The organism is Rathayibacter sp. AC182, from assembly GCF_979253875.1.
Genome location: NZ_CEEDEK010000005.1, coordinates 2,085,010 through 2,110,781, shown reverse-complemented (window position 1 = coordinate 2,110,781; position 25,772 = coordinate 2,085,010). Strand labels below are relative to the sequence as shown.

Below are 25,772 nucleotides of genomic sequence, written 5' to 3'. Positions count from 1 at the left end.
GGAGCGAGATCGGCCGGCAGCGGCCGTGCCGGTGCACTCGCGAAGGAGCGAATCGCAGATGACCACTCCCCGGACGAACTCGCAGCCCCGGCCTCCGAGACCATCGACAACCTCCTCCACGAGACGCGCCGGTTCCCGCCCCCGCCGACTTCGCCGCGCAGGCCGTCGCGACCGCGCACCTCTACGACGAGGCCGCCGCCGACCGCCTCGGCTTCTGGGCCGACCGCAGCCGCGAGCTGCTGCACTGGCACCGTCCCTTCACGCGCACCCTCGATTGGAGCGAGGCGCCCTTCGCGAAGTGGTTCGACGACGGCGAGCTCAACGTCGCCTACAACTGCCTCGACCGGCACGTGCTCGCCGGCCACGGCGACCGCGTCGCGATCCACTGGGAGGGCGAGCCCGGCGACACGCGCACCCTCACCTACGCGCAGCTCACCGCCGAGGTGAAGCGCGCCGCCAACCTCCTCACGAGCCTCGGCGTCCACGCGGGCGACCGCGTCGCGATCTACCTCCCGATGGTCCCGGAGGCGGTGATCGCCATGCTCGCCGTCGCCCGCATCGGAGCCGTCCACTCGGTCGTCTTCGGCGGCTTCAGCGCCGAGAGCCTCCGCGCGCGGATCGACGACGCCGAGGCGAAGCTGGTCATCACCGCCGACGGCGGCTGGCGCAAGGGCTCGGTCTTCCCGCTCAAGCCCGCGGTCGACGCGGCGCTCGCGATCGGCGGCGAGGACTCGCCCTCCACAGTCGAGCACGTGCTCGTCGTGCAGCGCGGCGGCAACTCCGTCGACTGGCGGGAGGGTCGCGACCTCTGGTGGCACGAGGAGATCGTCGCGGTCGACGCCGACCACACGGCGCGCGCGTTCCCCGCCGAGCAGCCCCTCTTCATCCTCTACACGAGCGGAACCACCGGTAAGCCCAAGGGGATCCTGCACACCAGCGGCGGCTACCTCACCCAGGTCGCCTACACGCACCGCGCGGTGTTCGACCTGCATCCCGAGACCGACGTCTACTGGTCGACCGCGGACGTCGGCTGGATCACCGGCCACAGCTACGTCGTCTACGGCCCGCTCGCCAACGGAGCGACCCAGGTGATGTACGAGGGCACTCCCGACACGCCCCACACGGGCCGCTGGTGGGAGATCGTCGAGAAGTACGGGGTGACGATCCTGTACGCGGCGCCCACCGCCATCCGCTCGTTCATGAAGCTGGGTCGGCAGATCCCCCATCGCTTCGACCTCTCGAGCCTGCGGCTGCTCGGGTCGGTCGGCGAGCCGATCAATCCGGAGGCGTGGGTCTGGTACCGCGACGTCATCGAGGCGGGCGCACGCCGATCGTGGACACGTGGTGGCAGACCGAGACCGGCGCGATGATGGTTTCCCCGCTGCCCGGGGTGACGACGCTGAAGCCGGGCTCCGCGCAGGTGCCGCTCCCCGGGATCTCGATCGACGTCGTCGACGAGGCCGGGCGCTCCGTCGGTCAGGACTCCGGCGGCCTGCTCGTGATCACGGAGCCCTGGCCCGCGATGCTCCGCGGCATCTGGGGCGATCCGGAGCGCTACGTCGAGACCTACTGGTCGAAGTTCGGCGACCGCTACTTCGCCGGCGACGGCGCGCGAGTGGACCGCGACGGCGATCTCTGGCTGCTGGGCCGCGTGGACGACGTGATGAACGTCTCCGGTCACCGGCTCTCGACGGCCGAGATCGAGTCGGCCCTCGTCTCGCACCCGGTGGTCGCCGAGGCGGCGGTCGTGGGCGCGGCCGACGAGGCCACCGGCCAGGCCGTCGTCGCGTTCGTCATCGCGAAGGCCAGCCAGGCCGAGACCCTGGCGGGCGGTCACGACGAGCTGGTCGCGACGCTCAAGGCGCACGTCGCCGAGCACATCGGGGCGATCGCCCGGCCGAAGCGGATCCTGATCGTGCAGGAGCTCCCCAAGACGCGCTCGGGCAAGATCATGCGCCGACTGCTGCGCGACGTCGCGGAGGGACGTGCCGTGGGCGACACGACGACGCTCGCGGACACGCAGGTCATGAACGTCATCTCGTCCGCGGTCGCCGCGGACTGACGGCGGGGCCGGGTCCTTCGGGCCCCGCCGCCGGGATCAGGCGAAGGCGACGACCAGCTCGACCTCGACGGGAGCGCCGAGCGGCAGCTCCGCGACTCCGACGGCCGAGCGCGCGTGGCGGCCGGCCTCGCCGAAGACGTCCCCGAGCAGCTCTGACGCGCCGTTGATCACTCCGGGCTGGCCGGTGAACCCGGAGGCGGAGGCGACGAAGCCGGTGAGCTTGACGATGCGCGTGACGCGGTCGAGCGAGCCGATCGCGTCGGCGACCGCGGCGAGGGCGTTGAGCGCGCAGACGCGGGCGAGCGCCTTCGCCTCCTCGGGATCGACGAGACCGTCTCCCGAGCCGACCTTGCCGGTCGCGGGCAGAGCGCCGTCGACGAAGGGGATCTGCCCGGCGGTGAAGACGAGATGCTCGTGCACCACCGCGGGGACGTACGCGCCGGCGGGGGCGGCGACGGCGGGCAGCTCGATCCCGAGCTCGGCGAGGCGCTCCGCGACGGAGGGCCCGCTCACGCGCCGGCCTCGACGACGGGGCGCTTGAGGTAGGCGACGAGCCCGCCCTCGGGACCGGTCACGATCTGCACCAGCTCCCAGCCCTCGGAGCCCCAGGTGTTCAGGATCGCCGTGGTGTTGTGGATCATCAGCGGGGTGGTGACGTACTCCCAGCGCGGAACGGACATGGCTCTCCTCGAGTGAAGGGCGCGCCGCCGCGAGGCGGTGCGGGCGGACGTCGGCCGCGTCCGGTGCGGTCGCGGCGACTACGCTGATTCTATGTCGGGGGCAGGCGGGACCAGGGTCGTCAAGTCGATCGGAGGCGCCGTGGGCGGCCTGATCGGAGTGGTGGCGATGAGCGTCATCGCGGGGGTCCTGGTGGCCGCGTCGATCACCCCGGCGATCGCGCTCGGCGGCATGGCCGCGAACAACGGCGTGCAGATGTTCGACAACCTCCCCGGGTACCTCGAGATCGGCACCCTCGCTGAGAAGAGCAACATCTACGCGAAGGACGCCGCCGGCCAGGACGTCCTGCTCGCGTCCTTCTACGCGCAGAACCGGGTCGAGGTCGGCTGGGACGACATCTCGCCGTTCGTGAAGGACGCGGTCGTCGCCTCCGAGGACCCGCGCTTCTACGAGCACGGCGGCATCGACCTGCTCGGCACCGTGCGCGCCGCCGCGACGACCGCCGTCGGCGGGCGGGTGCAGGGCGGCTCCTCCATCACCCAGCAGTACGTGAAGAACGTGCTCGTGCAGAAGGCGGAGGCCCTCTCGGACCCGATCGAGCGCGACGCCGCCTACCGGGAGGCGACCGAGACGACCCCGGAGCGCAAGGTCGCCGAGATGCGGCTGGCCATCGGCCTCGAGAAGCAGTACCCCAAGAACGACATCCTGCTCGGGTACCTCAACATCGCGCTGTTCGGAGGAACGGTCTACGGCATCGAGGCCGCCGCGAACTACTACTTCGGCGTCAGCGCGCGCGACCTGACCCTCGCGCAGTCCGCGGCGCTCGTCGCGATCGTCAACAACCCCGAGAAGTTCCGCTTCGACCGGCCGACCGACCCCGCCAATCCCGCCGCCGCGGGCTACCCCGAGACGCTCAACCGGCGCAACTACATCCTCACGCAGATGAACAAGGAGTCGAAGGCGACGCCGGAGCAGATCGCCGAGGCGGCCGCGACGCCGGTGGCCCCGTCCATCACCGAGCCCAGCACCGGCTGCCAGACCGCCGGCATCGCCGCGTTCTTCTGCGATTACGTCACCTGGGTGATCAAGAACGACGACGCCTTCGAGCGAGCCAGGACGAGCGCGACGCGACCTTCAAGCGCGGCGGCTACCAGATCTGGACGACCCTCGACACGGAGCTCCAGCAGGCCGCGGTCTCGGCGACGGACGCCTGGGTGCCCAAGTCGATGGCGTCCGTCGACATCGGCAGCTCCAGCGTCTCGGTCGAGGTCGGCACCGGCAGGATCCTGGCGATGACGCAGAACAAGGACTACTCCAACGACCCGGACGTCGCGGGCGCCAACTACACGAGCGTCAACTACAGCACCGACTTCGGCTACGGCGGATCCTCGGGCTTCCAGGTCGGGTCGACCTACAAGGTGTTCACGCTCGCCGAGTGGCTGCAGGAGGGGCGCTCGCTGGGCGAGAGCGTGAACGGCGTGCGCCGGGCGTACACGAACTTCCGCGACAGCTGCGAGCCCGACGGGATCTACTACGGCGAGTCGTGGGACCCCAAGAACGACGAGGGCGGCGACGGAGGCGTGTACTCGGTCGTGGACGCCACGAAGGGCTCGATCAACACGGGCTTCGCGGCGATGGCCGAGCAGCTCGACCTCTGCGGCATCCGCAACACCGCGCTCGCGATGGGCGTGCACCGCGCCGACGGCACGGAGCTGCAGAAGTTCGCCCCGACGATCCTCGGCACCAACGAGATCGCTCCACTGACCATGGCGACCGCGTTCGCGGGCTTCGCGAACAAGGGCACCGTCTGCACGCCGGTGGCCATCGACCGGATCGTCGACCGCTCCGGCGCCGACATCGCCCCGCCGACTTCGGAGTGCACGCAGGGCCTGTCCGAGAAGGTCGCGGCCACCGCCGACTTCGCGCTGCAGCAGGTCATGACCGGCGGGACCGGCCGCGCCTCGGCCACCGGGACCGGCATCCCGCACATCGGCAAGACCGGCACCACCGACAACGCGGTGCACACCTGGATGGTCGGCGCCAGCACCGAGGTCGCGACGGCGACCTGGGTCGGCAACGTCGTCGGCAAGACCTCGATGCAGGGGCTGCGCCTGAACGGCGTGAACGCCGGGCAGGTCCGTCATCAGATCTGGCCGAGGATCATGCGGGTCGCCGACGCGAAGTACGGCGGCACCGCGTTCCCCTCCCCCGAGCGCTCGCTCGTCGACGTCCCGCAGGAGGCGGTCCCCGAGCTCATGGGTCAGAACCCGGCCGCCGCGGCCGAGCGCCTGCGTCAGCTCGGCTTCACCGTCACCGTCGATCCGGCCCGCGTGCCCTCCGATCGACCCGCGGGGTCCGTCGCCGGGACGAACCCCCCGGCGGGCTCCCGCGTCGCTCGGGGCACCGCGATCGTGCTGCGGGTGAGCGCCGGGCCGACGCCCTCGCCCACGCCCGGAGGCTGATCCCCTCGCATCGGGCGCCCGGCGGGGTCGTGCAGAATGAACGCGGTCGCGCCTCGCGACAGGACGCTCGGAGAAGGACACATGACCGGACGCAGCCGACGCCCCTGACCACCGCTCTCGCGACCGTCGCCGCGGCCGGCACCGCCGCCGCGGTCTGGGGGATCGGCATCGAGCGGACGATGTTCACCGTCCGCCGCATCACCGTCCCCGTCCTGCCGGAGGGCTCGGTGCCGCTGCGCATCCTGCACCTCTCGGACCTGCACATGGCGCCCTGGCAGTCGAAGAAGCAGGAGTGGCTGCGCTCCCTCGCCGCGCTCGCCCCGGACCTCGTCGTCGACACGGGCGACAACCTCGGGCACCGCGACGGCGTGCTCGGCATCCGACGCGCTCTCGAGCCCTTCGCCGGGGTCCCGGGAGTCTTCGTGCACGGGTCCAACGACTACTTCGACCCCCGGGTGAAGAACCCGCTGCGGTACTTCCGCGGACCCTCGAAGAACCCGCAGGCGCACCAGAGCGATCTCGACACCGCCTCGCTGACCCGCTTCTTCTCCAGCGATCTGGGCTGGACCGACCTCAACAACACCGCCACGAGCATCGAGGTGCGCGGCACCCGGATCGAGTTCTTCGGCGTCGACGACCCGCACATCTCGCGGGACCGGATCGATCTCGTCGCCGGCGCCGTCGACGAGCTCCGCGCGTCCGAGGAGGGATCCGCCGACGTCAGCATCGGAGTGGCGCACGCCCCCTACCGGCGGGTGCTCGACGACTTCGTCGCGCGCGGCGCCGAGGTGATCCTCGCGGGCCACACGCACGGCGGACAGGTGTGCGTGCCGGGCTTCGGCGCCCTCGTGACCAACTGCGACATCCCCCGCGACAAGGTGGCCGGCTTCACGACCTGGGACAACGGCCTGCGCAGCTCCTACCTCAACGTCTCGGCAGGGGTCGGCACGTCGATCTACGCGCCGGTGCGCTTCGCCTGCCGCCCCGAGGTGACGCTCGTCACCCTCGAGGCCGCGCGCTGATCGAGCCGTTCCGGCGCGGCCGCGCGTCGCGCCGATCGGGCCGTTCTTTCGGGCCGCGAATATCGGCTATCATTGACGAGGTTCGCACGCGTCAGCGGTGCGAGCACTCCACCGGGGTGTGGCGCAGCTTGGTAGCGCGCCTCGTTCGGGACGAGGAGGTCGTGGGTTCGAATCCCGCTACCCCGACCGGTGAGAAGCCCGGCCAGGATCCATGATCCGGCCGGGCTTCGTCGTTCCCGGGGCGCCGATCCCGCTGCGGTCCACCGCCCCGCTCCGAGTCCCGACTGCCGACTCCCGCCGGATGCGCCGCCGATCCGCGCTTCGGCACCCGGGCCCGGCGAGGACGGAGCAGACTGGAGGACCGTCGACGGGGCCGGCCCTCGTCCGTCCTCGGTCGCCGCACGGCGATCCCCTCCGAGAGGAGCACCGTGACCCGGTCCCTCACCCGTCTGACCGTCGCCGTCGGCGTGCCCTATCTCGGCGCACTCGCCGCGATAGCGTTCTGGCCCGTCCCCGTCGACTCCGCGCTGCGGGGCGGCCTCGGGCGCCTCCTCGCCCGGCTCGACCGCCTGGGCCTCGGGTTCGTCGACTACGACCTGATCGAGCACGCCGCGAACGTGGCGCTCTTCGTGCCTCTCGGACTCCTGGTGGCCCTGCACCTCCGGGCCCGCTGGGCCGGGCTCGCCGTCCTGCTGGGAGCAGTCACCAGCATCGTCATCGAGACCGGGCAGCTGCTCTTCCTCGAGGCGCGCTACGCGAGGACCGACGACGTCCTGATGAACACGATGGGCGCGGCCCTCGGAACGCTGCTCGGGGTGCTCCTGCGCGCCCTCCTGCACCGCAGGGAGCGACGGCGACGGGCGGAGTGGGATCTCGCCTTCGCGCATCTCCCCGCGCCCGGTCACGGCCGCGCATGAGTGCGGACCGATGAGGGTCCGCACGCACGACGACGCCGGAGGGCTCGGAGGGCTCCGGCTCGCGCCGGCCCTCCTCCGCCCTCCGGCGTCGTGGTGGTGTGCTCCGCGTCAGCGGCCCAGGCCGCGGTACTCCCAGCCGGCGGCGCGCCACGCGGCGGGGTCGAGGCAGTTGCGGCCGTCGACGACGAAGCGGTTGGCCACGAGGTCGCCCACGACGGACGGGTCCATCGCGCGGAACTGCTTCCACTCGGTCACGACGACGACGGCGTCGGCCCCGCGCAGGGCCTCGTCGATGTCGGTCGTGTAGGTGACGTCGGGGTAACGGCGCTTCGCGTTCTCGATCGCCTCGGGGTCGGTGGCGACCACGGTCGCGCCCAGGTCGTGGAGGCGGGCCGCGACGTCGAGCGAGGGCGAGTCGCGGACGTCGTCCGACTCCGGCTTGAAGGCGAGACCGAGCACGGCGACGCGCTTGCCCTCGACCGAGCCGCCGAGGCCCTCGGCGACCAGGTCGACCACTCGCTGGCGACGGCGCAGGTTGATCGCGTCGACCTCCTTGAGGAAGGCGACGGACTCGCCGACGCCCAGCTCCTCGGCCCGGGCCGAGAAGGCACGGATGTCCTTCGGGAGGCATCCGCCGCCGAAGCCGATGCCGGCGTTGAGGAAGCGGCGGCCGATGCGCACGTCGTGGCCGATCGCGTCGGCGAGCTGCGTGACGTCGGCGCCGGTGACCTCGGCGATCTCGGCGATGGCGTTGATGAACGAGATCTTCGTCGCGAGGAAGGCGTTGGCCGAGACCTTCACCAGCTCGGCGGTCGCGTAATCGGTGACGACGAGGGGTGTCGGCGGCCAGCGCGGTGGCGTAGACCTCGTCGAGCACGGCCTTCGCGGCGGCACCCGCGTCGGTGGACGGGACTCCGTAGACGAGGCGGTCGGGGCTGATGGTGTCCTGGACGGCGAAGCCCTCGCGGAGGAACTCCGGGTTCCAGACGAGCGTCGCACCGGTCGGGGCGATCATCTCGGCGAGGCGAGCGGCGGTGCCGACCGGGACGGTCGACTTGCCGACCACGATCGAGTCCGGGGTGAGGTACGGGAGGAGGCCCTCGAAGGCGGCGTCGACGAAGCGCATGTCGGCCGCGTTCTCACCCGGCTTCTGCGGGGTGCCCACCGCGACGAAGTGCACGGCGGCACCGGCCGCGTCGGCGGTGGTGGTCGAGAACCGCAGTCGACCGGAGGCGACGCCCGCGGACAGGAGTTCGGGCAGGCCCGGCTCGAAGAAGGGAGCGGTGCCGGCGGCGAGGGCGTCGATCTTCGCCTGGTCCACATCGATGCCGATGACGTCGTGGCCGAGCTCGGCCATCGCGGCGGCGTGGACGGCACCGAGGTAGCCGCAACCAATGACAGAAAGCTTCACAGGGGTTCTCCGAATCGTGGACGTGGTGGGTGTCGCGTCGGCGACGGCGGGCAGAGGGAGGTTCTGGGGAGCGGCGGGGTGCGCAGGAGCGCTCTACCGCCGCGCCAATGCTCTCAGATCACGGGAGATGTCGGAGACGGCTCCCGCGATCTCGGCGGCGACCCGCGCGTGCGTGGCCTCGCTGCGGCCGATCGGATCGTCGATGTCGTCGCCTCCGTCGGCCCTCGGCGCACGACCGCGATGGGCCGCGGCGAGCCGGACGACGGTGCGCAGGCGCACTGCGGGATCGTCGACGGCCGGGATCGGCACCTCGGCGATGACGAACGGCAGCACCCGGGCGAACTCGAGCAGCGTGAAGCCGCGCAGGAGGATCGAGGGGAACCTCCTCGCCGCGTCGACGAGGTGCTCGCGGGTCATCGTCAGCATGACGTCGGCCTCGGCGACGAGCTCCTCGGAGAGCCTGGCGCTGGAGTGGCCGACGGGCTCGCCGCCGTACTCCGCGCTCAGCCGGGACGAGATCGGGTCCATCGGATAGCCGTCCCTCGTCTGCACACCGGCGCTGCGGAGGGAGAACAGCGGACCTCCCGCCGGGGACGTCGCCTCCGCGAGGGACCGCCGCAGCAGCTGCTCCGCCATCGGCGAGCGGCAGATGTTCCCGGTGCAGACGGACAGGATCGTGAAGACCGGAGCCTCCGAGGCCGCCGCCGGCTCGGAGGGGCGCCAGCCCCGCCGGACCCGCCGCGATCCGTCGTCTCCCGGGAACGTCATGCCCGGCCGATCAGACGGCGCTCGGTGCGGGAGCGGTCGGGTTCTCGGCGCGCGCTCCCGACCGCTCGGAGCCGTAGTAGCTCGTGTAGTAGTAGCCGTAGCCGCGGCCGACCTGGCCGCGCGGCGGGACGCGGTTGAGGATCACGCCGAGGGTGTGCCCGCTGACGCGCTCGAGGTTCTGGATGGCCTTGCCGAGCTCGTCCGTCGTCGTCTTCCCCGCCGAGATCACGACGAGCGCGCCGTCGGTGCGGGCCGTCAGGATCGCACCGTCGGTCACGGGGAGCAGCGGAGGAGCATCGACGATGACGATGGCCTCGCGGGCGATCTCGTGCAGCAGGATGTCCATCCCGTTCGAGCCGAGCAGCTCGCTCGGGTTCGGCGGGATCGATCCGGCGCCGAGGATCCAGAGGTTGCCGGAGGGGCCCCACGGCTGCAGGACGTCCTGGAGCTCGGCCTTGCCGATCAGCAGGTCGGTCAGGCCCACGCCCGGGACGAGACCGAAGGACTTCGCGACAGTGGGCTTGCGGAGGTCGCCGTCGACGACGACCGTGCGCTGGCCGGAGGCGGCGAGGGTGACGGCGAGGTTCGCGGTCACGGTCGACTTGCCGTCGGAGGGCAGGGGGCTGGTCACGACGATGATGCGCGGGGGGCTGTCGACGTTCATGAACTGGAGGTTGGTGCGCAGCTCGCGGAGCGCCTCGGCGAGCGCGTGCTTGCCGTCGGACGCGACGTAGTCCGTGGTGTCGGCCTCCGGGACGATGCGGTTGGTCTCGTTGAGCCGCTTGTCGACGGGGAGCGTGCCGACGACCGGGAGATCGAACAGGCGCTCGACCATCTCGGCGGTGCGGATGCGGCGGTCGAGCGTGTTGCGGACGAAGGCGTAGACGAGCCCGAGCACGAGGCCGACGAGCGCGCCGACGGCGAGGACGAGACGGAGGTTCGGGAAGTCCGGCGAGCTCGGCAGCGCCGCGGACTGCACGACCGACAGGCCGACGGTGTCGCCGACCCCGGTCTCCTGGTTGACCTGCTGGATGCGGGTGGCGAGGGCCGAGACCCAGGCGTCGGCGAGCTTCTGCGCACCTCGGGCGTCGAGGCGGTGGCCTGGACGGTCATGACCGGGGCGGTCGTCTCGGAGGTGACCGTGATCGCCGAGATGAGCGAGGACGCGCTCAGGTCGAGGCCGAGGTTCGTGATGGCGATCTCGGCCACGTCGCGGGACGTGGCCAGCGGCAGGTAGGTCTGGAGGCTCGACCGTGCGACGGTGTCGGCGATCTGGCGGGAGTAGATCGCCTGGCTCTCGTCGCCGCCCGCGGCCACCTTCGCCGAGACGATGCCCTGGGAGTCGGCGACGTAGCGGGGCTTCTGGGTCAGGGACCAGCCGAAGGCCACCAGGGTGCCGAGGAGGATCGCTGCGACGATCGCCAGCCAGTGATCACGGAGAAGTCGGAGGACGTCTCTAAGTTCCACAGTGTCAAGTTCCTTCACTGGTTCGGATCGAGGCGCGACCGTCGGAGACGGTGAGCCCTGGAATTGTTACACAGCCGTGTATCCGCGCTGTTTCGCGGCGCATCACGTGTGCACCCCGTCGGGGGTGGGCCGTGCGGGACTCCTCCTCGTCATCACCCCGAGCGCGACGAGCTCGTCGACCGCCGCGCCGACGGCCTCCCGCGGGTCCACTCCGTCGGGTGCACCGCCGACGTCCGCGAGCACCGCGGCGACGAGGTCGTCCCCGGCGGCTCCACTGCCGACGAGGCGCCAGACGGACGGGCCGATCCCGGAGAGGCGGACGAGCGTCCCCGCGCAGAAGACGAGCAGCTCGCCGGAGGGCGTGAGGAGCGCGTCGTCGGCCGGTGCGCACGCGAGGTCGGCCTCGTCGCCCGCCCGCTCCGGCAGCGGGAGCGCCAGCACCTCGTCCCAGATCGACGGAGCGGGGACGTCGAGCGACGAGAAGAGCTGCTCGACGAGGTCGAGCGCCGCCGCGGACTCCGAGTACACGAGCCGGCGGACCCCTCCGAGCGCGCGCAGCGTCTCGACGAGGTGCAGGATCGGGCGCGGACGGGCCGAGAGGTAGGAGGTCTGCGGCACGAGGCCGTCCACGGCCTCCACCGGATCGACCGGCTCGAGGAAGGGCTCCCCCACCCCGGGGCGACGGTCCAGCAGGACCACTCCGGCGAGCACGAGGGGCGCGGCGGGACGGGGCAGGAGTCCGAGCCCACCGGGCGCGAGCTGCGCCTTGGGGGCGCTCCCGGTCAGCGGCTTGATCGACAGCGGCTTGGGATAGGGCACGACGGCGCCGTCCTCCGCGACCGCGACGGTCTCGTCGGTCACGTAGCCGAACCGGCGTCCGAGCGCGCGCGCCATGGTGGTCTTGCCGGTGCCGGACGCCGCGACGAAGGCGAGGACCCTGCCCGACCCGTCGGCGACGCCGCAGGCGTGCAGCATCAGGAGCTCGTGACGGCGGGCGCCGATCGCCTGCACGGTGAGGGTCGAGGTCAGCGACTCCTCCAGCTGGGCGACGGAGCCGGCGAGGACGCTGACGTCGTCACCGCCGGGGCGGGAGGGCAGGACATCGGCGTGGACGATCCGCCCGTCACCACCGGCCGGTGCGAGGCAATCCGCCCAGCTGGCGGTGATCCGCTCGACGTCCCGGTCCGAGAGGCCGCCGCCGAACACGACCCGGAACGGCACGTCGAGGACCGAGACGGCCATGCTCCGCTCCGGAGTCGCGTGGTGCGTGCCGCTCAATACGCGCCGTCTCGGGCGAGCACGGCACGCGCCGTCTTGAAGAGGATGATCAGGTCGCCGGTCATCGACCAGTTCTCGACGTAGTAGAGGTCGAGGCGGACGGTGTCCTCCCACGACAGGTTGGAGCGGCCGCTGACCTGCCAGAGGCTCGTGATCCCCGGCTTCATGAGGAAGCGGCGGTGCACGTGCTCCTCGTACTGCTCGACCTCGCGCGCCAGGGGCGGGCGCGGTCCGATGAGCGACATGTCGCCGCGGAAGACGTTGAGGAACTGGGGCAGCTCGTCGAGGCTGAAGCGGCGCAGCACGGCGCCGACCTTGGTGACGCGCGGGTCCTTGGCCATCTTGAAGAGGATGCTGTTGCCCTCGTCGCGCTGCTGAGCGGCCAGCGAGGCGAGGCGGGCCTCGGCGTCGACCACCATCGAGCGGAACTTGAGCATCTCGAAGGTGGCGCCGTTCAGCCCGATCCGCTCCTGGCGGAAGAGGATCGGTCCGGGGCTCGTCGTCTTGACGAGGACGGCGACGACGATGAGCACCGGGGCGCTCAGGATGATCAGGAGCGTCGACGCGGCGATGTCGAAGAGGCGCTTGGCGAAGCGCTGGCGCCCGTCGAAGCGCGGCGTCTCGACGTGGATGAGCGGCAGACCCGCGACCGGGCGGGTGTGGATCCGGGGGCCGCCGATGTCGGTGAGGCTGGGGGCCACGACGAGGTGCTCGCGGCCGGGCTCCAGCGTCCAGCTGAGCTCGCGGATGCGCTGCGGGGCGAGCTCGTCCGAGCTGGTGACGACCACCGTGTCGGCGCCGGTCGCATCCATGACCGCGCGGACGCCGTCGACCCCGGTGAAGCCGTGGACCGCGAGGCCCGTCAGCTCGTCGTCGGCGAGGAGTGCTTCCGCTCCCCCGGCGAGGTCGAGACCGCGCCGACGAGCTTGTAGCCCGCCTCGGTGCCGCGGCGCAGCTCGCGGGCGGTGTGCAGGACGCTCGCCCGCGAGCCCAGGAGCACGACCTGGTTGGCGAAGCGGCCCTGCCGGCGCTGCCGGGTGAGCCAGGCGCGCCAGCAGAGACGGCCGACGCAGATGAGGAGGATCCCGGCGGGGAAGGCGGTGACGATGTAGCCGCGCGCCAGGAGGATCTGCAGGAGGTAGGCGATGATCGCCACGATGCCGAACAGCCAGATGGAGGCGTCGACGATGCGCCGGTACTCGGCGTAGCCGGTGCCGATGATCCGCCGGTCGCGGGTGTCGAATACCTGCAGGGCGATGAGCCAGCCGAGCACCAGGATGACGGAGACCCACGCGTACGTGATGGGGATCTCGACGGGGTTGTTGAACCCGACGTCGGAGCCCAGGTCGAGGTCGAACCAGAAGAGCTGGGTGCCGAGGACGGAGACGAGGATCGCGACGATGTCCGTCGCCAGCAGTCGCCGACGGTACTCCTGCTCCCAGGACGTTCCGCGCTTCGGAGTGGTCTCCTGCGCCGCCATCGATCCCCCCGACCTCTCCTCGTGCTCCGAAAGGCGTAGTTCCGTTTCCGGTGATGTCACGCCCGCAAGGCTACCCACTAGTTCGTTTCGCGTGGGTGACGCGACAGCGAGGATGCCTCGGGGACTCAGCCGCGCAGCCGGCCGCGGCTCTCCTGCAGGTAGCAGGATCCGCAGAGCGACTCGTAGGTGACGGACGCGCCGTCGATGGCGACCTGGTCGCCGTCGAAGACGAAGCGGCCGTCCACGACGCGCCCGTTGAAGATCGCTTTGCGCCCGCACCGGCAGATCGTCTTCAGCTCCTCGAGGCTGTGCGCGATCTCGAGGAGGCGCCTGCTGCCCGGGAACGCGGCGGTCCGGAAGTCGGTGCGGATGCCGTAGGCCAGGACCGGCACGTTCTCGAGGATCGCGATCCGCAGCAGATCGTCGACGTGGGACTCGGGCAGGAACTGCGCCTCGTCGACGAGGAGGGCGCTCACATCGCGCGCCGACTCGGCCAGGGTGCGGGCGCGCGCGGCGGTGAAGACGGCCACCGGGTCCTCGTCCGGCCGGAAGAGGATGTCCACCGGACGGGTCACGCCGAGTCGCGACACGATGAGCTCCTCGCCCTTCGTGTCGACCGACGGCTTGGCCAGCAGGACGCGGTGGCCGCGCTCCTCGTAGTTGTGCGCGGCCTGCAGGAGCGACGTGCTCTTGCCGCTGTTCATGGCTCCGTAGCGGAAGTACAGCTTGGCCATCAGGTCTCCTCGGTGCTGGTGCGGGGGGCGCGGCTCACTCGAGGAATCCGTCCTCGGCGGCGCGCCGGATGAGCTCCGCCCGGCGGCTCGCGGGTCGGCCCACCTTGGCGTACTTCTGGCGCACACGGCGCAGATAGGTCTTCGCGGTCTCGAACCGCACGTTCATCGCGGCGGCGACCTCCGGCGTGCTGGAGCCGCCGACGTACAGCCGGAGCGCCTCCAGCTCCCCCGCGCTCAGCTTCGGGCGCTGCTGCGCCGCGACCCCGATGGGCAGCGGGCGCCACTGCGTCGCGGATCCGGCGTTCGAGCGCATCTCCATCGCGGAGCGCGCACTCTCCATCACGTCGCGCATGGGCTGGGACTTGGTGAGGTGCCTGGCCGCTCCCGCGCGCAGGCAGCGGTCGCGGACCTCGTCGTCCTCGCGCTCGGACAGCACGATCACGGTCGCCCCCGCGGCGCGGCAGGTCCGGATCCGCGCCTCGATCGAGATCGGCTCGCTCAGCTCGAAGTCCATGATGACGACCTGGGTCGGGAACACGGTGCTCGTGACGAGCTCCATCCAGGTGCCGGCGCTGACGACGAGGTCGAAGTCGGGCGCGTTGGCCGCGATCCAGCTGCTCATGCTGTCGAGGAGGAGCTCGTGGTCGTCGAGGATCCCGAGGCGCACGGCGCGGCGGGGCTCGTCGTCGGCGCTCCGAGCGGAGGAGCCGGGCGAGGGCTCGCCGGAGCGGGTCACCATGGGTCGATCCTATCGGCGCGACGGGGGTCAGAAGAGGGTCGGCTGACCGACTCCCGGCAGGATCGCCGCACGCTCGGCTCCGAGCTCCTCGGCGAGCAGGCCGCCGTGCTGGAGCGGCCGACGGTCGCCGCCGAGCACCTTCAGCATCCCGAGACCGGAAGAGCGCACGGAGCCGGTCGCCGGATCCTCCCTCCCCTGTTCGAGGCGGTGGGCGCGCATCAGAGGGCGGATGCGATCGGCCAGCCAGCGCCGGTACTCCTTCGGGGCGTAGGCCGAGCCGCCGGGATAGAGGGAGCGGTAGCGGTCGAGCAGCTCGGGGTGCTCGTGCGCCAGCCACTGGAGGAACCACTCCTTCACCCCGGGCTTGAGGTAGAGCGTGGAGTACAGGATCGACGTCGCCCCCGCCTCGCGGCACGCCCGCAGCGACGCGTCCAGATGGGCCGTCGTGTCGGTGAGGAACGGGAGGATCGGCATCAGGAACACCGAGCAGTCGAATCCGGCCTCGCGCGCGGCGGTGACCGTGGCGAGTCTGGCCGCGGCGGTGGGCGCACCGGGCTCGACGGAGCGCTGGAGGTCCTCGTCGTAGACGGCGATGGAGACCCCGAGGTCGACGGGGACGTGCTCCGCCGCCTCCTTCAGCAGCGGCAGATCCCGACGGAGGAGCGTGCCCTTGGTGAGGATCGAGAGCGGCGTGCCGGATGCCGCGAGGGCCGCGATGATGCCCGGCATCAGACGGTAGCGCCCCTCCGCCCGCTGGTACGGATCGGTGTTGGTGCCCAGGGCCACCGGATGGCGCTCCCAGCTCGGCCGGGCGAGCTCGCGCGTGAGCACCTCGGCGACGTTGACCTTCACCACGATCTGGGAGTCGAAGTCGCGGCCGCCGTCGAACTCGAGGTACTCGTGGGTCGGGCGGGCGAAGCAGTAGGTGCAGGCGTGGGTGCACCCGCGCATCGGGTTGATGGTCCAGCCGAACGGCATCTTGGACGACGTGTGCACCCGGTTGAGCGCCGACTTCGCCAGCACCTCGTAGAACGTGATGCCGTCGAACTCGGGGGTGCGGGTCGTCCGCACGAGATCCGTCAGCCGCACGAGGCCGGGCAGGGCGCTCTCGTCGGCCGCGCTCATCGACTGCCCGCTCCACCTCATGGAGCAATTAGAACATATGTTCGAACTCTCCGGGCCGATCGGCGCGGGATCGCGACCGGCCGCGGAGAGCGGAGCTCAGACCGAGGCGCCCAGGGCCAGCGTCTCGGCCGTCGCCGCGACCGTGCGCTCGGCCGCCTCCGGAGCGTCGTTCAGGGTCGAGCCGTAGCTCGGGATGAGCGAGCGGAGGCGCGGCTCCCAGCCCTTCAGCTCGTCCGGGAAGCAGCGCTTCAGCACGTCGAGCATGATCGGCACGGCGGTCGACGCCCCGGGCGAGGCGCCGAGGAGGCCGGCGATGGTGCCCTCGCCCCCGGTGATGACCTCGGTGCCGAACTGCAGCACTCCGCCCTTCTTCTCGTCCTTCTTCATCACCTGGACGCGCTGACCGGCGGTGATCAGGTACCAGTCCTCGGAGCGGGCGGTGGGCAGGAACTCGCGGAGCGCCTTCATCTTCTTGCCGCGGCCGGCGACGACCTCGCCGAGGAGGTACTTCATCAGGTCGAGGTTGTCGCGGGCGACCGCGAGCATCGGCCCGATGTTGTGCGGGCGGATCGAGAGCGGCAGGTCGAGCCACGAGCCGCGCTTGAGGAACTTGGGCGTGAATCCGGCGTAGGGCCCGAAGAGCAGCGACGCCTCACCGTCGACGACGCGGGTGTCGAGGTGCGGCACCGACATCGGCGGGGCGCCCACGGCGGCCTTGCCGTAGACCTTCGCCTGGTGGCGGGCGACGATCTCGGGGTTGTCGGTGCGGAGGAACTGGCCCGAGATCGGGAAGCCGCCGAAGCCCTTGATCTCGGGGATCCCGGACTTCTGCAGCAGGTGCAGCGCTCCACCGCCGGCGCCGACGAAGACGAAGCGGGCGAGCACGCGCTTGGGCGTGCTGCCCACGAGCTGCTTGAGATCGAGCTGCCAGAGTCCGTCCTTGCGGCGGCTGATGTTCGTGACCTCGTGGCCGGTGTCGAGCGTGCCTCCGTTGCCGACCACGTGATCGAACAGCTGGTGGGTGAGCGCGCCGAAGTCGACGTCCGTGCCCGCCGGGATGCGGGTCGCCGCGTAGGGTCCACCGCCTGCGGGGCGCTGCTCCATCAGCAGGGGGGCCCACTCGTGGATCGTCTTGATGCTCTCCGTGAACTCCATGCCTGCGAAGAGGGCTGGTCCTTCAGCGCCTCGTAGCGCTTGCGGAGGTACTCGACGTTGGCCTCGCCGTGCACGAACGTCATGTGCGGAGCGGCGTTGATGAAGCTCGAGGGCTCGCGGATCGCGCCGGCCTCGACGAGGCTCGCCCAGAACTGGCGCGAGATCTGGAACTGCTCGTTGATCTGGATCGCTTTGGCGGGGTCGACGGAGCCGTCGGCCGCCTCGGGCATGTAGTTCAGCTCGCAGAGGGCGGCGTGACCCGTTCCGGCGTTGTTCCAGGGGTTCGAGGACTCCTGCGCGACGTCGCCGAGGCGCTCGTAGGCGGCGATCGTCCAGTCGGGCTGGAGCGTGGTCAGGAGGGCTCCGAGCGTGGCGCTCATGATGCCCCCTCCGATGAGGGCGACGTCGACCGGTTCCGAGGAGTTCACGAGAATCGAGTTTACCGTCGCGGAAGGGTCGGCAGCCCGGACGGGGGCCGCACCGTCATCAAATTCGCGGCTTTTCGACGCGGAGGCCGGCGGCACCGCGCGGAGTCGAGCGGTCCGCTCGGCCCGGACGGCGCCGCCGAGCCGTCAGGAGGCGGCGGGACGCGCGGCGATCAGCTCGGCGATCTGCACGGCGTTCAGGGCGGCGCCCTTGCGCAGGTTGTCGTTGCTGATGAAGAACGCGAGACCGCGACCCTCGGGGGCGCCCTCGTCGGCGCGGATCCGGCCGACGTAGCTCGGGTCGGTGCCGGCGGCCACGAGGGGCGTCGGCACCTCGCGCAGCACCACTCCGGGAGCGTCGGCGAGCAGCTCGCGGGCGCGCTCCGGAGTGAGCTCGCGCGAGAACTCGGCGTTCACCGAGAGCGAGTGGCCGGTGAACACGGGGACGCGGACGCAGGTGCCGGAGACGAGCAGGCCCGGCAGCTCGAGGATCTTGCGGCTCTCGTTGCGGAGCTTCTTCTCCTCGTCGGTCTCGTTCAGGCCGTCCTCGACCAGGTTGCCCGCGAAGGGGATGACGTCGAAGGCGATCGGAGCGACGTAGACGGCCAGGTCCGGGAACGCGACGGCCGAGCCGTCGTGCACCAGGTCGAGGAGGCGCTCATCGGCGACGGCCGCCTTCGCCTGGCCGGCGAGCTCGTTCGCCCCGGCGAGACCGCTGCCCGAGACGGCCTGGTAGGTGCTGACGATCAGGCGGGTGAGCCCGGCCTCGGCGTCGAGCACCTTCAGGATCGGCATCGCGGCCATCGTCGTGCAGTTGGGGTTGGCGATGATGCCCTTGACGGCCTGGTCGATCGCGTGCGGGTTGACCTCGCTGACGACGAGCGGGACCTCGGGGTCCATGCGCCAGGCGCTGGAGTTGTCGATCACGAGGGCACCGGCGGCCGCGAAGCGCGGGGCCTGCGCCCGGGAGCCGGTCGCTCCGGCCGAGAAGAGCGCGATGTCCAGGCCCGACGGGTCGGCCGTCTCGACGTCCTCCACGACGACGTCCTCGCCGCGGAACGGCAGGGTCGTCCCGGCTGAGCGCGCGGTGGCGAAGAAGCGGATCGAGGCGATCCGGAAGTCGCGCTCCTCGAGGAGGCGGCGCATCACCTTGCCGACCTGTCCGGTCGCGCCGACGACGCCCACGTGGAGGGGGTGCTGCTCATGCTCTGCTCTTTCGTTCGGGCGGCGGAGCCGCCGGCTCGTAGGGTCGGGTTCCGCGGGAGCGGGTACCGGTGAGAAGGTACCGGGCGGGGAGTGCTCTCCGCGCCCGTTTACCGCGCGATCGGCGGGATCGCGGGGGTCGGTGTCCGTCAGCGGCCGGTGCCGGCGTAGACGACCGCGTCGTCCTCGCCGTCGAGCCCGAAGGCGGTGTGCACGACGCGCAGCGCTTCGTTCACCGTGTCGGCGCGCGTGACGACCGAGATGCGGATCTCGCTGGTCGAGATCATCTCGATGTTGATGCCCGCCTCGAAGAGCGAGCGGAAGAGCTTGGCCGAGACTCCCGCGTTGGTGCGCATGCCGGCGCCCACGAGCGCGAGCTTCGCGATCTGGTCGTCGTACTGGAGCGCCTGGAAGCCGACGTCGTCCTTCTCGGCGTTGAGCGCCATGAGGACCGTCTGCCCGTCGGCCTTGGGCAGCGTGAAGGAGATGTCGGTGAGCCCGGTCGAGGCGGCCGACACGTTCTGCACGATCATGTCGATGTTCGATCCGGTCTTCGCGACGATGGTGAAGATCTGAGCGGCCTTCCCCGGGATGTCGGGCACGCCGACCACGGTGATCTTGGCCTCGTTCAGGTCGGCGGCGACGCCGGCGATGATGGGCTCTTCCACGGTCTGTCCCTTCTCGGTGCCGGCTGCTCCGGCGTTGTAGACGATGGTGCCCTCGTTGGGGCTGAACGAGGAGCGCACGTGGAGCGTGACCCCGTGCCTCCGCGCGAACTCGACGGCGCGGATGTGCAGGACCTTCGCTCCGGCGGCGGCGAGCTCGAGCATCTCCTCGCTGGAGATGCGGTCGAGCTTGCGCGCGCGCTTCACCACGCGGGGGTCGGCGGTGAAGACGCCGTCGACGTCGGTGTAGATCTCGCAGGTGTCCGCGCCGAGGCCGGCGGCGAGGGCGACGGCGGTGGTGTCGGAGCCGCCGCGGCCGAGCGTGGTGATGTCCTTGGTGTCGCGGTTGAAGCCCTGGAAGCCGGCGACGATGACGACCGCGTTCTCGTCGAGGGCCTCGCGCAGGCGCACCGGCGTGATGTCGACGATGCGCGCGGCGCCGTGCTGGGCATCGGTGATCATGCCGGCCTGGCTGCCGGTGAACGAGCGGGCCTCGTACCCCATGCTCTTGATGGCCATGGCGAGCAGCGCCATCGAGATGCGCTCGCCCGAGGAGAGGAGCATGTCGAGCTCGCGGGGGGCCGGGATGGGGGTCACCTGGTGGGCGAGCTCGAGGAGGTCGTCGGTGGTGTCGCCCATGGCCGAGACGGCGACGACGACGTCGTTGCCGGCCTGCTTGGTGGCGACGATCCGCTTCGCGACGCGCTTGATGCTCTCCGCGTCGGCGACGGAGGACCCGCCGAACTTCTGGACGATCAGGCTCACGTGCTGCTCCCGGGTCGGTGGCTGGGGGCCGTCGCGACCCGACGAGGGAGTCTACCGGCGGGCGCATGCGCGAGGGGCCATGTGTCGGGCGGGACGCTCGCCTCCTCCTGGGTCAGTTCTCGACGAGGCGGCGGCCCTCGAAGGCGCGGCCGAGGGTGATCTCGTCGGCGTACTCGAGGTCGCCGCCGACGGGCAGGCCCGAGGCGAGGCGGGTGATGCGGATGCCGAGGGTGCTGAGCATGCGCGAGAGGTAGGTGGCGGTCGCCTCGCCCTCGAGGTTGGGATCGGTCGCGATGATGACCTCCTGCACCTCGCCGTCGGCGAGTCGCTGCAGGAGCTGGCGGATGCGCAGCTGATCCGGGCCGATGCCGTCGATGGGGCTGATCGCGCCGCCGAGCACGTGGTACAGCCCGCGGAACTCGCGGGTGCGCTCGATGGCGGGGACGTCCTTCGCCTCCTCCACGACGCAGATGACGGCGCGGCTGCGGCGCGGATCACGGCAGATTCCGCACGTCGCCTCCTCGGCCACGTTGCCGCAGATGTCGCAGAAGTGCACGCGGCCCCGCAGCTCGAGCAGGATCTCGGCCAGACGGGTCACGTCGAACGTCTCGGTCTGCAGGATGTGGAACGCGATGCGCTGCGCGGACTTGGGTCCGATGCCGGGGAGCCGGCCGAGCTCGTCGATCAGCTCCTGGACGATGCCTTCGTACATGCGGTCGCCTCCTCTCGGTGGGGGCGGACGGGGTGGAGGGACGGGAGCATCACGCGCCGCTCACGCGCGGACCGCGCGGGACGTGCGGCTGCTCCTCGATGAACTGGGCGCCGAGGATCTCGCGCACGACGGCCTCGCCGTAGCGCTGGCGGCCGTCAGCGGTGGCGGAGCGGGTGGTCCTCGTGACCGGGCGGGCGGGCGCCTCGCGGCGAGGGGGAGCCGCGGCGGGACCGCGGACGGGCTCGGGCGCGGGCGCCGCGGTCGGCTCCCCCGGAGGCGCGACGGTGGCCCAGGAGTCGGGCATCGGCGGCTCGACCGGCGGCATGTCCTCCTCCGGCGGCTCCTCGTCGAACGGGGGCGCCTCGTCGGAGGGCTCGGGAGCCGGGACGGGCGCGCGCGGCGGGGCGGGAGCCGCTGAGGCCGTGGGGGCGGGAGCGGCGGCCGGGGCGGGAGCGGCGGCAGCAGCCTCGGCGGGCGCGGGCGCCGGATCGGGGTCCGCGGGGATGGCCACGGTCGCCCAGCCGTCGGAGTCCGTCGCGGCCGGGGCCGGGGCGGGGGCCGCCGAGGCCGTCGGGGCGGCGGGCGCCGGAGCCGCGCGGGACGCGGCGCGCTCGGCCTCGGGAGCGGCCGCCGACGGCTCGACGCGGGCGATGTACTTCACCCGCAGGCCCAGGACCTGCTGGATCGCCTGCCGGAGGTGCTCGCTGACGCCGGGCTGACCGGCGGTGCCCGCCATCTTGAAGGAGTCGACGTCGTTCTGGCTCGGGAAGGACAGCGTGAGGACGTCGTCCTTCAGCGCGCGGACCTGGGCGGTGTACGCGACGAGCCAGGCGGTCATCCTGGCCTTCTGCACGACCTCGAGGATCTCGGGCCAGCTGTCCTTCATCCGCTGCAGGGTGATCGGACCCTCCTCGGCGGCGGCCGGCACGACCGGGGCGGAGGGAGCGGCGTCGGCCGGCGGAGTGGGAACGGAGGCGGGCTCGGGGGCGGACTGCGCCGGAACCTGCTCGACGGGCACCACGGGCCCCGCCGGCTCGACCGGGACGGCCGTCGCGATGACGGCGGCCGGACGCTCGATGCGGTGGGCGGGAGCGATCGGGGCCGGAGCGGCGGGGCCCGGTCGCGCGGCTCATCGGCGGCCCGCGGCGCCTGCGGGCGCACGGCCTCCTGCGGGCGGGCGGCCTCCTGCGGGCGCTCGCCCGCCGACGGGGCGCCACCCAGCACCAGGGCGCGCGCGATCATCAGCTCGAGGTGCAGGCGCGGCGAGGTGGCGCCGGTCATCTCGGTGAGGGCGTCGTTGACGAGGTCGGCGACGCGGGAGAGCTCGGCGAGGCCGAGCGCCCGGGCCTGGCCCGCCATGCGGTCGAGCTCGTCCTGCGAGACGCCGCGCAGCACCGCGGCGGCCGCCGCTCCGGTGGCGGCGACGACGATGAGGTCTCGGAGCCGCTCGAGGAGGTCGTCGACGAAGCGCCGCGGGTCCTGACCGGTCTGGATGACCCGGTCGACCGCTCCGAACGCCTCGGCGGAGTCGTGCTCGGCGAGCGCGTCGATCACCTCGTCGAGGAGGGCGCCGTGGGTGTAGCCGAGCAGCGCCACGGCGCGCTCGTACTCGACGGTGCTGTCCTCGGACCCGGCCATCAGCTGATCGAGCAGGGACAGCGTGTCGCGGACCGAGCCGCCGCCCGCGCGGACCACGAGGGGCAGGACGCCCGCCGCGACTCCGACGCCCTCGCGTTCGCAGAGCTCCTGCGTGTAGTCGAGCATCTGCGCGGGCGGGACGAGGCGGAACGGGTAGTGGTGGGTGCGCGAGCGGATGGTGCCGATCACCTTGTCGGGCTCGGTCGTCGCGAAGATGAACTTCACGTGCTCCGGCGGCTCCTCGACGATCTTGAGCAGCGCGTTGAAGCCCTGCGGCGTGACCATGTGGGCCTCGTCGAGGATGAAGATCTTGAAGCGGTCGCGGGCCGGGGCGAACACCGCGCGCTCGCGGATGTCGCGCGCGTCGTCGACTCCGTTGTGGCTCGCGGCGTCGATCTCGACGACGTCGAGCGAGCCCTGGCCCTCGCGGCTGAGCTCGACGCAGCTGTCGCAGACGCCGCAGGGCGTGTCGGTCGGACCCTGCGCGCAGTTCAGGCAGCGGGCGAGGATGCGGGCCGACGTGGTCTTGCCGCAGCCGCGCGGACCACTGAAGAGATAGGCGTGATTGACGCGGTTGGTGCGCAGGGCCGTCATGAGCGGATCGGTCACCTGCGACTGGCCGATCATCTCGGCGAACGTCTCGGGCCGGTACCGGCGATACAGGGCTGCTACCACCCGTACAGAGTAGCCGCGACCTCCGACACCGGAGCGGGGTCGGCCGAGGCGGGGCCCCGCGTAGCCTCGGAGCGTGACGGACCCCGCGCCCCTCCCCCGCTTCGACGCCGTCGTGCTCGCCGGCGGGCGCGCGCGCCGCCTCGGCGGTGCGACCAAGCCGCTCCTGGTGCACAGCGGGGCGACCCTGCTCGCCACGGTGCTGGCGGCCGTCGAGGGCGCCGAGCGGACCGTCGTCGCCGGGCCGGCGCAGCTGGCTCCGGAGGCCGGGACGGCGCTGCTGGTCCAGGAGGATCCCCCGTTCGGCGGGCCGGTCGCGGGGCTCGCCGCCGCACTCCCCCGGCTCCTGCGGCCCGCCGCCCCGGAGTGGGTGCTCGTTCTCGCCGCGGACCTGGTCGCGCCCGCCGCCGCCGTCCAGCGGCTGCTCGCGGAGGCCGCGAGCGCCGACTCCGACTCCGTCCTCGCCGTCGACGCCGAGGGCCGGGCCCAGCAGCTGCTGGGCGTGCACAGGACGCGGTCGCTCGTCCGGGCGCTCGACGCGCTCGGCACCCCGGACGGAGCCTCGGTGCGCGCGCTCCTGCGCCATCTCGCGGTCGCACTCGTCGCCGTCCCCGCCGAGGCCACCGCCGACGTCGACGGCCCGGACGACGCCCGGCGGCACGGCATCGACGTGCCGCCGTCCGTCCCGTCAGACTGAGCGGATGAACGAGACGACGGACGACCGGCCCACCGACGACGTGCTCCGCGAGTGGTGGGACGAGCTGTGCACCGCGCTGGGACTGGACGAGGTGCCGATCGGGCGCGACGCGCTGCTCGCGCTGGCGGGCGACGCCGCGCACGGGATCGTGCGTCCGGCGGCTCCGCTGACGACGTTCCTCGCGGGGTACGCGGCGGGCCTGCAGGGCGGCGGGGCGGAGGCGCTCGCCACCGCGCTGGCCACCGCGAGCGGCGCGATCCGGGACCGCGCGCACGACTCCTGACACCGTACTCCCCGAGGCTCGATCCCGCTCCAGACTCCGGGCGTACGGTGCGATCGGGCCCCGACGCCGCGGCCGGACCACCGCGCGGCGCCAGGGACTCCCGCGGGGCGAGCGCTCCGCGGTCGCTGCGCTGAAGGAGCACCCATGTCGGGCAACAGAGCCGTCGCCTACAAGTCCCCCGGAGTCGTCGAGGTCATCGACATCGACTACCCGACCTTCGAGCTGAAGGACGGTCCGGGCGTCAATCCGGCCAACATCGGCCGGAAGCTGCCGCACGGCGCGATCCTGCGCACCGTGTCCACCAACATCTGCGGATCGGACCAGCACATGGTCCGCGGTCGCACGACCGCCCCGTCCGACCTCGTGCTCGGGCACGAGATCACCGGCGAGGTCGTCGAGGTCGGGCCCGACGTCGAGTTCGTGAAGGTCGGCGACATCGTCTCGGTGCCGTTCAACATCGCCTGCGGCCGCTGCCGCAACTGCAAGGAGCGCAAGACCGGCATCTGCCTGAACGTGAACCCGGACCGCCCGGGCAGCGCCTACGGCTACGTCGACATGGGCGGCTGGGTCGGCGGGCAGGCCGAGTACGTGATGGTGCCCTACGCGGACTGGAACCTGCTCGTGTTCCCGGACCGCGACCAGGCGCTCGAGAAGATCCTCGATCTCACGATGCTCTCGGACATCTTCCCGACCGGCTTCCACGGCGCGGTCACCGCGGGCGTCGGCGTCGGCTCCACCGTCTACGTCGCAGGCGCCGGTCCGGTGGGCCTCGCCGCGGCCGTCGGCGCGCAGCTGCTGGGAGCCGCCGTCGTCATCGTCGCGGACCTCAACGAGGAGCGGCTCGCCCAGGCGCGCTCCTTCGGCTGCGAGACCGTCGACGTCTCCAAGGGCGACCCGGCCGGGCAGATCGAGCAGATCCTCGGCGTGCCGGAGGTCGACTGCGGAGTCGACGCCGTCGGCTTCGAAGCGCACGGCAACGGACCCGATTCGCATCAGGAGGCTCCGGCGACGGTGCTGAACTCGCTGATGTCGATCACGGCGGCGGGTGGCGCCCTCGGCATCCCGGGCCTCTACGTCACGGGCGACCCGGGCGGAGTGGACGACGCGGCGAAGGAGGGCTCGCTCTCGATCCGGCTGGGTCTGGGCTGGGCGAAGTCGCTGTCGTTCACCACGGGCCAGTGCCCGGTGATGAAGTACAACCGCCAGCTGATGATGGCGATCCTGCACGACCGGGTGCACATCGCGGACGCGGTGCAGGCCACCGCGATCACGCTCGACGAGGCTCCGCGCGGCTACGCGGACTTCGACAAGGGCGCGGCGAAGAAGTTCGTGCTGAACCCCAACGGGTACCTCGGCTGAGCGATCGGCGGGGTCCGCGCGATGCGGGCCCCGCCCTGCTCCCGGCCAGAATGAG

21 protein-coding genes, 1 tRNA gene and 5 pseudogenes are annotated in these 25,772 nt (G+C 71.9%); 10 read left to right on the top strand and 17 right to left on the bottom strand.

What is annotated here, in order from left to right:
* Positions 1-51 precede the first annotated feature (51 nt).
* Positions 52-2,062 (top strand): annotated as a pseudogene (gene acs, locus AC0CII_RS23145) (acetate--CoA ligase).
* 36 nt (positions 2,063-2,098) lie between these two features.
* Here the strand turns inward: acs and AC0CII_RS23140 are convergent.
* Together AC0CII_RS23140 and AC0CII_RS23135 are read right to left on the bottom strand one after the other, a co-directional pair.
* Complete coding sequence (locus AC0CII_RS23140) at positions 2,099-2,575, bottom strand: RidA family protein (protein ID WP_207406829.1); 477 nt, start codon at positions 2,573-2,575, stop codon at positions 2,099-2,101.
* On the bottom strand, positions 2,572-2,742 hold the full coding sequence (locus tag AC0CII_RS23135; RefSeq protein ID WP_194609517.1) for a DUF4177 domain-containing protein: 171 nt from the start codon (positions 2,740-2,742) through the stop codon (positions 2,572-2,574). The genes AC0CII_RS23140 and AC0CII_RS23135 overlap by 4 nt, the downstream gene beginning before the upstream one ends.
* 139 nt (positions 2,743-2,881) lie before the next feature.
* Here AC0CII_RS23135 and AC0CII_RS23130 point away from each other — a divergent pair, with 139 nt between their 5' ends.
* The 5 genes from AC0CII_RS23130 to AC0CII_RS23110 all read left to right on the top strand — a co-directional run bounded on the left by AC0CII_RS23130 (position 2,882) and on the right by AC0CII_RS23110 (position 7,141).
* The gene (locus tag AC0CII_RS23130) at positions 2,882-4,036 is read left to right on the top strand and encodes a transglycosylase domain-containing protein (RefSeq protein WP_465230733.1); all 1,155 of its coding nucleotides are present in this window, start codon (positions 2,882-2,884) and stop codon (positions 4,034-4,036) included.
* Positions 3,955-5,202, top strand: a complete 1,248-nt coding sequence (locus AC0CII_RS23125) for a penicillin-binding protein (RefSeq protein ID WP_465230732.1) — start codon at positions 3,955-3,957, stop codon at positions 5,200-5,202. Before AC0CII_RS23130 ends, AC0CII_RS23125 begins: the two co-directional genes overlap by 82 nt.
* Before the next feature lie 29 nt (positions 5,203-5,231).
* Positions 5,232-6,224: a metallophosphoesterase gene (locus AC0CII_RS23120; protein ID WP_465230731.1), complete on the top strand. Its 993-nt coding sequence runs from the start codon at positions 5,232-5,234 to the stop codon at positions 6,222-6,224.
* A 112-nt stretch (positions 6,225-6,336) separates the two neighbouring features.
* Positions 6,337-6,410 (top strand) — tRNA-Pro (locus AC0CII_RS23115).
* 242 nt (positions 6,411-6,652) lie between these two features.
* The gene (locus AC0CII_RS23110; RefSeq protein WP_465226317.1) at positions 6,653-7,141 is read left to right on the top strand and encodes a VanZ family protein; all 489 of its coding nucleotides are present in this window, start codon (positions 6,653-6,655) and stop codon (positions 7,139-7,141) included.
* Positions 7,142-7,249: 108 nt separating this feature from the next.
* Here the strand turns inward: AC0CII_RS23110 and AC0CII_RS23105 are convergent.
* The 3 genes and pseudogenes from AC0CII_RS23105 to AC0CII_RS23095 form a co-directional block, all read right to left on the bottom strand.
* Positions 7,250-8,552, bottom strand: a pseudogene (locus AC0CII_RS23105) (UDP-glucose dehydrogenase family protein).
* Positions 8,553-8,645: 93 nt separating this feature from the next.
* On the bottom strand, positions 8,646-9,320 hold the full coding sequence (locus AC0CII_RS23100) for an arsenate reductase/protein-tyrosine-phosphatase family protein (protein WP_207406812.1): 675 nt from the start codon (positions 9,318-9,320) through the stop codon (positions 8,646-8,648).
* Between the two features lie 10 nt (positions 9,321-9,330).
* A complete protein-coding gene (locus AC0CII_RS23095) occupies positions 9,331-10,299 on the bottom strand; it encodes a tyrosine-protein kinase domain-containing protein (RefSeq protein ID WP_465230730.1) in 969 nt (322 codons plus the stop codon).
* Positions 10,300-10,416: 117 nt separating this feature from the next.
* Between AC0CII_RS23095 and AC0CII_RS23090 the strand changes: the two genes are divergently transcribed.
* Positions 10,417-10,557 carry a hypothetical protein gene (locus tag AC0CII_RS23090; protein WP_465231149.1) on the top strand — a complete coding sequence of 47 codons (141 nt, stop codon included), beginning with the start codon at positions 10,417-10,419 and terminating at the stop codon, positions 10,555-10,557.
* A gap of 8 nt (positions 10,558-10,565) precedes the next feature.
* On the opposite strand, the pseudogene AC0CII_RS23085 reads toward AC0CII_RS23090, so the two are convergent.
* The 12 genes and pseudogenes from AC0CII_RS23085 to AC0CII_RS23030 form a co-directional block, all read right to left on the bottom strand.
* Positions 10,566-10,787 (bottom strand): annotated as a pseudogene (locus AC0CII_RS23085) (Wzz/FepE/Etk N-terminal domain-containing protein); the annotation flags it as partial.
* 102 nt (positions 10,788-10,889) lie between these two features.
* Positions 10,890-12,179 (bottom strand): hypothetical protein, encoded by a 1,290-nt coding sequence (locus tag AC0CII_RS23080; RefSeq protein WP_465230729.1) that lies wholly within the window; start codon positions 12,177-12,179, stop codon positions 10,890-10,892.
* Positions 12,062-12,877 carry a sugar transferase gene (locus AC0CII_RS23075; RefSeq protein ID WP_465230728.1) on the bottom strand — a complete coding sequence of 272 codons (816 nt, stop codon included), beginning with the start codon at positions 12,875-12,877 and terminating at the stop codon, positions 12,062-12,064. The genes AC0CII_RS23080 and AC0CII_RS23075 overlap by 118 nt, the downstream gene beginning before the upstream one ends.
* Positions 12,878-12,927: 50 nt before the next feature.
* Positions 12,928-13,545 carry a hypothetical protein gene (locus tag AC0CII_RS23070; RefSeq protein ID WP_465226321.1) on the bottom strand — a complete coding sequence of 206 codons (618 nt, stop codon included), beginning with the start codon at positions 13,543-13,545 and terminating at the stop codon, positions 12,928-12,930.
* Positions 13,546-13,670: 125 nt separating this feature from the next.
* Positions 13,671-14,279 carry a thymidine kinase gene (locus AC0CII_RS23065; protein WP_207406805.1) on the bottom strand — a complete coding sequence of 203 codons (609 nt, stop codon included), beginning with the start codon at positions 14,277-14,279 and terminating at the stop codon, positions 13,671-13,673.
* 34 nt (positions 14,280-14,313) lie between these two features.
* Complete coding sequence (locus AC0CII_RS23060) at positions 14,314-15,018, bottom strand: helix-turn-helix domain-containing protein (protein ID WP_242683368.1); 705 nt, start codon at positions 15,016-15,018, stop codon at positions 14,314-14,316.
* 27 nt (positions 15,019-15,045) lie between these two features.
* Positions 15,046-16,164, bottom strand: coding sequence for an Rv2578c family radical SAM protein (locus AC0CII_RS23055; protein WP_465230727.1), 1,119 nt, complete (start codon positions 16,162-16,164; stop codon positions 15,046-15,048).
* Positions 16,165-16,239: 75 nt separating this feature from the next.
* A pseudogene (locus tag AC0CII_RS23050) lies at positions 16,240-17,678 on the bottom strand (malate:quinone oxidoreductase).
* Positions 17,679-17,870: 192 nt separating this feature from the next.
* Entirely contained in the window at positions 17,871-18,908 is a 1,038-nt protein-coding gene (locus AC0CII_RS23045; RefSeq protein WP_465230726.1) for an aspartate-semialdehyde dehydrogenase, read from the bottom strand.
* A 167-nt stretch (positions 18,909-19,075) separates the two neighbouring features.
* Entirely contained in the window at positions 19,076-20,356 is a 1,281-nt protein-coding gene (locus tag AC0CII_RS23040; RefSeq protein ID WP_207406796.1) for an aspartate kinase, read from the bottom strand.
* A gap of 112 nt (positions 20,357-20,468) precedes the next feature.
* The gene (recR, locus tag AC0CII_RS23035; RefSeq protein WP_104222157.1) at positions 20,469-21,068 is read right to left on the bottom strand and encodes a recombination mediator RecR; all 600 of its coding nucleotides are present in this window, start codon (positions 21,066-21,068) and stop codon (positions 20,469-20,471) included.
* A 49-nt stretch (positions 21,069-21,117) separates the two neighbouring features.
* A pseudogene (locus AC0CII_RS23030) lies at positions 21,118-23,381 on the bottom strand (DNA polymerase III subunit gamma and tau).
* Between the two features lie 73 nt (positions 23,382-23,454).
* Here AC0CII_RS23030 and mobA point away from each other — a divergent pair.
* From mobA to fdhA, 3 genes are all read left to right on the top strand, one after another.
* Complete coding sequence (gene mobA, locus AC0CII_RS23025; RefSeq protein ID WP_465226325.1) at positions 23,455-24,075, top strand: molybdenum cofactor guanylyltransferase; 621 nt, start codon at positions 23,455-23,457, stop codon at positions 24,073-24,075.
* A gap of 4 nt (positions 24,076-24,079) precedes the next feature.
* Positions 24,080-24,358, top strand: coding sequence for a DUF6457 domain-containing protein (locus AC0CII_RS23020; RefSeq protein WP_465226326.1), 279 nt, complete (start codon positions 24,080-24,082; stop codon positions 24,356-24,358).
* A gap of 144 nt (positions 24,359-24,502) precedes the next feature.
* Positions 24,503-25,717: a formaldehyde dehydrogenase, glutathione-independent gene (gene fdhA, locus AC0CII_RS23015; RefSeq protein ID WP_055791222.1), complete on the top strand. Its 1,215-nt coding sequence runs from the start codon at positions 24,503-24,505 to the stop codon at positions 25,715-25,717.
* Positions 25,718-25,772: the final 55 nt, after the last annotated feature.